Origin of the sequence: Rubrivirga sp., assembly GCF_049648075.1 — a bacterium.
GTDB lineage: Bacteria > Bacteroidota > Rhodothermia > Rhodothermales > Rubricoccaceae > Rubrivirga.
Window position 1 is genome coordinate 1 of sequence record NZ_JBARYR010000779.1, and the last position, 6,809, is coordinate 6,809.

Genomic DNA, 6,809 nt, shown 5'->3' on the forward strand with positions numbered 1-6,809 from the left:
GGGTTTGGAGGTTCTGGGCTCTTCGCCCGGAACCCCACGCCCATCATGCAAGGCATTCAGCGTCCGCCGACCTCGAGGTCGGACCGCTTGAAACGCCCTTGAGTACCCGAACCCTGACCCGAGAACCCTGAACCACGCATCATGATCGACCTCGAAAAGGCCCCCGCCCTGCTCCGCGACGCCGTCGGCGCCCTCGAGGGCGCGTTCGCGGGCGACGGAGCCCCCGACCCGTTCGCCGACCTCCGCCAGCGAGCCCGCGCCTCGTTCGAGGCCAAGGGCCTGCCGACGACGCGAGACGAGGCGTGGAAGTACACCGACCTCCGCCCCGCCCTCAAGCCCGACTACCGCTCCGCGCTCGGCCTCGACGCCGACGCCGCGGCGGTAGACGCCGCCATCGAGGGCGCCCGGATTCCCGGCCTGGAGGCGACCCGTGTCGTCGTCGTCAACGGGCAACTCGACACCGAGCGGTCCGACCTCGAGGGCGTGCCTTCGAAGGTGACGCTGGCGAGCCTGGCCCACACCGTCGCGAACGGTGCAGAGGGCCTCGCGGACACGTTCGGACGCCACGTCGACCTCGACCGGGACGCGTTCGCGGCGCTCAACTCGGCCTCGAGCCTGGACGGCTTCTACCTCGAGGTCCCGCGCGGCGTGGCCGTCGAGACGCCGATCCACGTCGTCCACGTGATCACAGCGGACGCCGCGACCTACGTCCAAGAGCGAAACCTGATCGTCGTCGGCGAGGCGGCACAGGCGACCGTCTTGGAGAGCTTCGCCGTCGTCGGCGACGCCGAGACGTTCCGCAACGACCTCACCGAGATCGTCGCGGCCCAGAGCGCCGTCGTGCGCCACGTCCGGATCCAGGACGAGGGGCCGGACGCCCACGGCGTCTCGCTCGTCCAGACGTACCAGTCGCGCGACAGCGATGTCTCGACCTTGACGTTCACGTTTGCGAGCGGGACGGTCCGCAACAACACCGTGATGGTGCCCGACGGCGAGGGCTGCCAGTCCACCCTCGGCGGCTTGTACCTCTGCCACGGCGACCAGCACGTCGACACGAACACGCTGGTGGACCACGTCGCGCCGGGCTGCCAGTCGAACGAGCTCTTCAAGGGCATCGTCTACGACCAGTCGACGGGCGTCTTCAACGGCAAGGTGTTCGTCCAGCGCGAGGCGCAGCAGACGAACGCCTACCAGCAGAGCCAGGGCGTCGTGCTTAGCCCCGACGCGCGGCACTACTCGAAGCCCGAGCTCGAGATCTACGCCGACGACGTCAAGTGCTCGCACGGGTCCACGACCGGCGCCGTTGAGCCGGAGCACATCTTCTACCTCCGCAGCCGAGGCGTGTCGGAGTCTGACGCCCGCGCCATGTTGCTCTACGCGTTCGCTCACGACGTCGTCGAGATGGTCGACCTTGAGCTGGTGCGCGACGCCCTCGACGCCCGCATCTCTGAGCGGCTCAAGTAAGGGGTTGGGTCCTTGGGGTTCGGGGTGGGTACTTCCAAGTCTTACATCGTCCCAACACGTGATCCAGAAACCCTGATACCTATGACCCGCGACTTCCTCCGCGACGGCCGCGAGGCCGACGACCTCGCGACCCTCGACCTCTCCGACCTCGAGGACGGCATGGTCCAGGTCATGCGGACCATCTACGACCCGGAGATTCCGGTCCCTATCTGGGATCTCGGGCTGATCTACGGATGGACCATCGAGGACGGTGATGCCGGGAAGGACATCTCGGTTAAGATGACGCTGACCGCGCCCAACTGCCCAGCTGCCGAGACGCTTCCAGCCGAGGTCGAGCAGGGCGTCAACGCCCTCGAGGGCGTCGCTCACGCGTCCATCGACCTGGTCTTCGTGCCGACGTACTCGATGGAAATGCTGAGCGACGAGGCTCGGCTCACCCTCGGCTTGATGTAGCCGACTACGTCCTCGAGAGCCGTCGGGCTGGCGCAGCTAGCGAGATCTCGTGAGACGAGATCGTGCCCTTCCTGAATTAAGTCCTCGAGGTCGCGACGGAGCGTTCCCGGGACGGCGTCTATTGCGACCAGGCCTGGGCTGGCACAGCGGCTGAAAGAGGAGGACCGTAACCTCTGATCTCTCCCCGGTTCATGTCTCTCTCTACCGCCGCTCTCGACTCCGCCTACCGCCAAGCCGAGCGGACGCTTCGCAAGCCGAGCTCGGCCGTTTGGCTCCGCAGTGTGTGTGTGAGAACCGCCCGGTTCGACGAAGCCTTGGACTTCTACGTGAACGTGTTAGGTCTAACCCTGGGCGGCCTGGGCGTGCACCCACTGACGGCTCAGCCGCGAGCGCAGATGCTCGACGCGGAGGGACACCAAGTGTTCGAGCTCGTCGAGGCGCCGGACGACACGGGTCGTGGCGTGCACGAACTGGCGTTCGGGATGCCGCGCAGGACTGTGACACTCTTGCGCTCACGCCTTGATTTGCAGAACGTGAAATACAAAGAAGCCGGCGGCGCCCTCTTCCTGCGGGATGTCGACGAGACTTTGCTGAGGATCGAGACGCTCTAGTCCTCGAGGACGATCACCAGCTTCCAGAAGCCCCACCTCCACCCGACGACCCGCCGCCGCCGCTGAAGCTGCTCGAGGACCGGCTCCCTGACGAACCGCTCCTCGACGAGGTCGAGATGGATGGGACAGAGTAGCTCCGGCTACCGACGGTGACACGAGTTTCGCCCCGTAGCCGGGCAGCACGAAAGGCCTCGCTCTTGGCGCGGTTATGGCGGCGGATCTCTCCCCACCGCGGATGAGCTTCGGCCCAGCGCCCGAGCCAGACTTTGAACGCCGTGTATGCGGCGAGCCCCACGAGCACGACCCACTCCCACCGGATGAAGTACGGCAGTGATACAGCGGCCATTAGCCCGATTACAGCCGGCCCCACAATCGCCACGTCCAGGCTCTCTTGCGCTCCCTTCGTAAGCTCTCGGGCGAGATCGAGGACCAGAATCAAGACGACCGGTGCGCTGATAAAGGCCAGGACGAGATTGACCGGAGGCTCTTCGGGACCGCGCGGCTCGTACGTCCCGTCGGCGGCCTCGAGGACGGCCGCGACGCCGTCGAGGACGCCAGCGTCGAAGTCTCCATCTTTAAACGGCGGTACGATGAGGTCCCTGATGATCGAGCCCGAGGTCGCGTCCGTCAGGTCGCCCTCGAGGCCGTAGCCGACCTCGATCCGGACCTCCCGGTCTTGGACCGCGATCAAGATGAGTACACCGTTGTCGCGGCCCTCGAGGCCGAGCCCCCACTCCCGATGGACCTTGTTCGCGTACGACTCCACGATTTGGCCGTCGAGGGACGGGATGGTCAGGACCACGACTTGGTTCGAGGTCGAGTCTTCATGGACAGCGAGTTGAGCCGTCAAGGCGTCTTCAGTGGTCCGCGACAGCACGTCGGCCAAGTCAACGACGCGCCCGGTCAGAGGCGGGACCTCGAGGGCGGATGCTGGAGCCGCGGCGAGGACCGCCAGAAGGGCCGCGGCGACTCGCACTACTCGTTGCGGACTCGCACGTCGTCGGGCAACTCGTCCGTGTCATCATCGCGGATCACGACGCCGCGACGGTGGAGCAGGTCGCCGCACTTGCTGATCGCGTTTACGAGACCGGTAGCGAGAGACTTCGACCGCACACCGTCACGCACCAGGTCGACGACCTCGACCCACTCCTCCGGCTCCACCTTGGCATTGATCCCGATGTCGCCGACGACCTCGATGCGGTGCTCGAACAGGGACACGAAAAGCAATATGCCGGTCCGATCACGGGTATCGAACACCTCCTCCTCGACAAACGCGACGGCCGCGCGGCGGTGGACGTTCTCCTCCATTTCGCCCGCACCAGCGACACGGCGGCGGATCGGCTCGATGAGCGTCAGCGCCGCCCCCACGACTCCACCGACCGTCATCACAGTCGCGAGCGCGGCGGGCGTGTACAGCCAAGCCCACGCCCATCCCGTATAGAAGGTCTCCGCGATGAGCATCACGAGGCCGGAGGTCAGCGCGACGACTGAGGCGAGACGCCACACGGCAGCGGTGTAGCTCCCGCTCTGACGGACGACGTACGGGACGATCTCCCCCGCCGTGCGCGTCTCAGCCGCTGCAACGGCGTCGCGAATCGCGTCGCGCTCTGAATCCGTGAACACAGGTGAGGGACTACTCATCGTCGGCAGGAGCAAAGCGACTCAAGATCTCACTCACGCGCGAGGGAGGAGTTCGTTCGATCCTCCCGGCCACGCTCACGGCCTCGACAGGAGCTCGGGCGGGTCGGAACCGGCCTGGCACGTCGTACAAAGTGGAGAGCGCCCTGACGATTCCAGACGCGGACGACCAGTCACGAGCGACCTCTGATCGAATGCGCCGCAGATTGGCATCGCCGATGGGACGCGTTGCCTGAGCCGCGGTCGCAGAATCTAAAGCGGCGCCGACCTCGAGGAAGGCGAGCTCCCGGCGGGCATCATAGTGGACGCTCGCCCGAGGCAACCGCTCGAGCATGACACGGCGAGCGACGAGAAGCGCCGGCCACTCGTCCCAATCCACAGCCGCACTCCACACCGACGACGCCCGACGGATCTCAGGGACGGAATCTCGTCCCTGGATACCGGACAGTCGGACAGCGACGTCACGCTCTACCCACTCCCACGCGACGGGACCAGAGATGACCAAAAGGGCCTCGCTGGGTGATCCAAGGTGACGAACGTCGGCCTCGAGGTCGGCGCCGCCCGTGCCGACCGGACGAAACGCCGAAGTAACGAGAGTCATCACCTCGGAAAGCCCTGCACGTTCGAAGACGTCCGCTTCTGACTCGGAGTAGTCCCGACGAGTCCCCAGAGCCGAAATCGATGCTCGGTAGGAGTCTCCCGACGGATCGCGTCGATAGACGACCGTGAGTCCGTTCGACAGCGTCCACTCCGCGACGTCGGCGTCAGGAAACACTGACCTCGTGCGGATCAAATTCTTAGGCGTCGCCGGCAGGACACGCTCCTCGATGTCCACGATCCTTGGATCCGAATCGACCTCGAGGGGCGGCAACTGGACGGCCAGGTCCTCGAGGTCGGTCCTTCCAACCTCGACGGCCGGTGTCGACGTAGCGCATCCTGCCACCACGAACATGCAAGCGATTGGAAGGAGGCGCATCGAGGTCGGGGGGTCTCTAAGCTACGGTCGCACCGCGCGACGCCACATCACGCGGGCCACCCCGAGACTGACGGCCGCCAGTAGCACGGTGATCAGTGCGAGACGGAGTGACGCCGTCTCGCCGCCGATCTGCTGGATGCTGCTGTACAGCGCGAGCGGCAGGGTTTGGGTCGATCCCGGCAGGTTTCCGGCCACGATGAGCGTGGCCCCGAACTCCCCGAGTCCTCTCGTAAAGTGGAGCAACGCACCGGCCGCGATCCACGGCAACGAGAGTGGTGCGATGATGTCGGCGAACAGCCTCCACCCCGTCGCGCCGTCTGCCCGGGCCGCATCGAGGACGTCGTCAGAAACGGCCTCGATGCCGGAGCGAGCGAGCTGGACGAACAGAGGAAGTCCAACGACGGCCGACGCGATCACGGCCGCCCACCACGTAAAGGCCATGCCGCGAGGCAGCACCGCCAACAAGGCGTATCCCGTCACGACGGGCGGCAGCGCGAGCGGCAGGAGCGACGCAAACTGGACAGGTCCAGTCCACCACCCATCGCTGCGGGCGAGCCACCACCCCAGTCCAATGCTCGGGATCGCAGCCAGCGCCGTCGCAACGAGCGCGACCCGCAGGCTGAGCAGGGTCGCGACCCATTCTGCGGTCGTCATCGGGGCGGATCGAAGCCCGCATCAGCCCAGGCCGTCGACCGAGCAAGTGCTCGAGCGGCCTCGAGGCCACGATCCTCGCGAGGTACACAATCGGGGTCACAATCACCGAGAACAGCGATGACGAACGTGGGCGCGGCGACCTCGAGGTCGAACACGCGCACGACCTCGACGCGAGACGACGCCCGGGCGTCCGACGCGTAGACGACGGCACGGTCGGCGGCACCGATCTCAACGGCGGCGAGTGCGGCACGGACATCGCCCGTTCGAACGGCCCGCCCCTCGAGGGCGGACCACAACCCAACGGCCTCGAGGGCGCGCTGGGCGTGCCGCCCGGCCGGCACGTGAGTCGGGTCGGCGATGGCGACCCGCAGCGCATCGTCCTCGAGGCCGGATCCCACGGCTCCGACCGGTCCGACGACGACCATCCTGCCCGAGGCGACCTCGAGCACGTCGACGATCGGCACGTCGCGCTCTCGGAGCCAGTCGACCCACTCGGGATCGGCGGCGACGAACAGGTCCGCTCGGGCGCCCTGCTCGATCTGGCGCGCCAACGTCGAAGTGGCCCCGACGCTTACAACGACCTGGTCGTCGAGCGCGCGCTGAACGACGTCGGCCGTCGAGGCCGCGGCGAACACGACCACCCGGTCCGACTCTGTCGCACAGCCCACGAGCCAGAAGCAGGCCGCGAGCGCGCACGCTCGCATCACGGCGCGGCGTCGAGCACAGCCAAGGCCTCTTCGGCGCGACCTCGAATCGGAGCGTCGGCGGGCGCGAGGGCGACGACTCGCTCGAACGCCGCCCGAGCGCTGTCCACCCGACCGATCTGCTGCCGCAGCGTGCCGATGATGAAGTTGGCGTCCAGGTTGTTCGGGTCGGCCTCGAGGACGGCCTGCAGCTCTTGGACCGGTCGCATGGGATCCGACGGGTCGAACGTCGCGGCCTCGGCGAGCGCCACCCGGACACGTGACGACTCCTCGAGGTCGAGGCTCCGCTCGAAGTCGGTGATCGCGCGG

General features: G+C 67.0%; 8 protein-coding genes. 3 read left to right on the top strand and 5 right to left on the bottom strand.

Translation table 11 applies throughout. The annotated features are described in order from the left end of the window. The first annotated feature begins 141 nt into the window (after positions 1-141). The 3 genes from sufD (at position 142) to WBA11_RS20595 (ending at position 2,528) form a co-directional block, all read left to right on the top strand. The gene (sufD, locus tag WBA11_RS20585) at positions 142-1,464 is read left to right on the top strand and encodes a Fe-S cluster assembly protein SufD (RefSeq protein ID WP_424522502.1); all 1,323 of its coding nucleotides are present in this window, start codon (positions 142-144) and stop codon (positions 1,462-1,464) included. A gap of 81 nt (positions 1,465-1,545) precedes the next feature. Further along, positions 1,546-1,917 carry an iron-sulfur cluster assembly protein gene (locus tag WBA11_RS20590; protein WP_424522503.1) on the top strand — a complete coding sequence of 124 codons (372 nt, stop codon included), beginning with the start codon at positions 1,546-1,548 and terminating at the stop codon, positions 1,915-1,917. 191 nt (positions 1,918-2,108) lie between these two features. Next, positions 2,109-2,528 (top strand): VOC family protein, encoded by a 420-nt coding sequence (locus WBA11_RS20595; protein ID WP_424522504.1) that lies wholly within the window; start codon positions 2,109-2,111, stop codon positions 2,526-2,528. A gap of 13 nt (positions 2,529-2,541) precedes the next feature. Here the strand turns inward: WBA11_RS20595 and WBA11_RS20600 are convergent, their stop codons facing one another. The 5 genes from WBA11_RS20600 to WBA11_RS20620 all read right to left on the bottom strand — a co-directional run. Further along, positions 2,542-3,504, bottom strand: coding sequence for a TPM domain-containing protein (locus WBA11_RS20600; RefSeq protein ID WP_424522505.1), 963 nt, complete (start codon positions 3,502-3,504; stop codon positions 2,542-2,544). After that, positions 3,504-4,169, bottom strand: coding sequence for a TPM domain-containing protein (locus WBA11_RS20605; protein WP_424522506.1), 666 nt, complete (start codon positions 4,167-4,169; stop codon positions 3,504-3,506). Before WBA11_RS20605 ends, WBA11_RS20600 begins: the two co-directional genes overlap by 1 nt. Positions 4,170-5,163: 994 nt before the next feature. Continuing rightward, positions 5,164-5,796 carry a molybdate ABC transporter permease subunit gene (locus WBA11_RS20610; RefSeq protein WP_424522507.1) on the bottom strand — a complete coding sequence of 211 codons (633 nt, stop codon included), beginning with the start codon at positions 5,794-5,796 and terminating at the stop codon, positions 5,164-5,166. Then, complete coding sequence (gene modA / locus WBA11_RS20615; protein WP_424522509.1) at positions 5,793-6,500, bottom strand: molybdate ABC transporter substrate-binding protein; 708 nt, start codon at positions 6,498-6,500, stop codon at positions 5,793-5,795. Before modA ends, WBA11_RS20610 begins: the two co-directional genes overlap by 4 nt. Further along, positions 6,500-6,809 (bottom strand): tetratricopeptide repeat protein (locus WBA11_RS20620; protein WP_424522508.1); only part of this gene is annotated, 310 nt, incomplete at its 5' end. The genes modA and WBA11_RS20620, both read right to left, overlap by 1 nt.

Excerpts from the sequence above, each read along its gene's own strand:
- sufD (WP_424522502.1), top strand. The coding sequence starts at position 142 with ATGATCGACCTCGAAAAGGCCCCCGCCCTGCTCCGCGACGCCGTCGGC.
- WBA11_RS20590 (WP_424522503.1), top strand. The coding sequence starts at position 1,546 with ATGACCCGCGACTTCCTCCGCGACGGCCGCGAGGCCGACGACCTCGCG.
- WBA11_RS20595 (WP_424522504.1), top strand. The coding sequence starts at position 2,109 with ATGTCTCTCTCTACCGCCGCTCTCGACTCCGCCTACCGCCAAGCCGAG.
- WBA11_RS20605 (WP_424522506.1), bottom strand. The coding sequence starts at position 4,169 with ATGAGTAGTCCCTCACCTGTGTTCACGGATTCAGAGCGCGACGCGATT.
- WBA11_RS20610 (WP_424522507.1), bottom strand. The coding sequence starts at position 5,796 with ATGACGACCGCAGAATGGGTCGCGACCCTGCTCAGCCTGCGGGTCGCG.
- modA (WP_424522509.1), bottom strand. The coding sequence starts at position 6,500 with ATGCGAGCGTGCGCGCTCGCGGCCTGCTTCTGGCTCGTGGGCTGTGCG.